Annotated in this window: 1 protein-coding gene; it reads right to left on the bottom strand. The window is 66.4% G+C overall.

From position 1 onward, the window contains the following. Positions 1 to 276 precede the first annotated feature (276 nt). Positions 277 to 1,527, bottom strand: coding sequence for an ABC transporter substrate-binding protein (locus tag AC1DYI_RS34855; RefSeq protein ID WP_477208672.1), 1,251 nt, complete (start codon positions 1,525 to 1,527; stop codon positions 277 to 279). Positions 1,528 to 1,671 lie beyond the last annotated feature (144 nt).

A 1,671-nucleotide genomic window follows, 5' to 3' on the forward strand; every position in this document is an offset into this window, starting at 1 on the left:
ATGGAACCGTGGTGGCGGGCCTGCGCGCGGCATGCCATGGACGGTGCTTGCAGGGGGCGGTGGTGCCTCCGGGCGCAGGCCCCATTCGCGGTTGCCACCACGCCGCCTGAGCACCACGGTGTTGATGCGGATGCCCTTCGCGCCCCGCGACCGCGCCCCGCGAGCGTGGGCCGGAGAACGGGGGCACCGCCGCCCCCTGCCGCCACGACCTCTGAAGGCTGAGCGCGGGTGTCGCTTAGGGCTCGGGAGCGTCGCAGGCGTGAGGGGGCTCTCATCTCAACGCGCCGCCGGCGCGTACCACTTCGCAAACCCAGCCTGGATGCGCTGCGCCGCGTCCTTCGGTGCCATCTTGCCGTTCAGCACCTGCGAGTCGACCGTCCACAGCTCGTTTTCCATGCTCGGCTCGCCGCGGCTCAGGATCTGCGCGTTCAAGCGGATGGTCGACTTGCACTGCGCGCGCCAGCCGATCATCTGCTTGGCCACCGGGTCCTTCACCTCGACTGCGTGCTTGGACAGCGTGAAGAAGCCGGTCGCCTTGTTGGTGTACAGCTCGGCGAACTCCTTCGAGGCCAGCCAGCCTAAGAACACCTTTGCATCAGCCTTGTTCTTGCTCGCGCTGTTGATGCCCATGCCGATGTCGGTGTGGTCAGACAGGTAGCAGCCGTCGCCTGCTTTGCGCACCGGCGGCGGGAAAGCCGCGAATTCGAGCGACGGTTCTTTTTGATAGAACGCGATGTCCCACGATCCCGTCGGCACGATCGCAGCGCGGCCTGAGGCGAACAGGTTTTGCGAGTCGCCATAGGTCTGTGCCTGATAACCCTTGGGCAGGTAGTTGGACCAGCGCGCCATCGTGGCCCACACGTCTACGAACTCGGCGTCGGTGAACTTCTTCTTGCCCTCGATCAGGCCGCGGCGGCCCTCTTCGCCCTTCCAGTAGTTGGGGCCGATGCCGGTGAAGACGATCTGGTTCGTCTCCCACTGGTCTGCCGTGCCCAGTGCCAACGGCGCGATCTTGCCGGTGGCCTTGATCTTGTCGAGCGCGGCGAAGAATTCGGCCTCGGTCGTCGGCGGGGTCAGGCTCAGTTCCGCAAAGATCTTCTTGTTGTAGAAGAAGCCGTGGATCACCGAGGCCATCGGCATGCAATAGGTGGCCTTGCCGTCGTCGGTCTGCCAGGCCACCTTGGCCGAATCGGGGAAGTTCGCGAGGCCCGGCTCTCCGTCCAGCCTGTCGAGCCGGCCCTTCTTGAACAGGTCGAGCGACACATCGAACGGCCTGCAGGTGACCAGGTCGCCCGCGCTGCCGGCGGCCAGTCTTGCGGTCAGCACCGAGTTGTATTCGGGCGGCGCGGTCGGCGCAAACTTCACCGTGATGCCAGGGTGGGCCTTGGTGAACGCAGGCAACAGCACCTCGTCCCACAGTGCCTTGTCGTCGGTGCGCCAGCTTTCGATGATCAGCTGGCCGGCAAAAGCGGGCAGGGTGCAGGCGGTGAGGGCCAAGGCGGCCATGACGGTGTGTGTGGTCTTCATTCGCGTGTGTCTCCTCTGTTCAAAGCGGGGCGTTCCAGGCGCGCGCAGCGCCGCCGTCCATCAAGTGGCGTGCGCGGATCCGGCTTTGCCGGTCCGCTGCGCGAGCCCCCTCGGGGGGCAGGCCCCGGAAGGGGCCGTGGGGGC

The sequence above is a fragment of the Ideonella sp. P3_A4 genome (assembly GCF_056403075.1).

Coding starts and splice junctions, on each gene's coding strand:
- AC1DYI_RS34855 (WP_477208672.1), bottom strand. CDS start 1,527: ATGAAGACCACACACACCGTCATGGCCGCCTTGGCCCTCACCGCCTGC.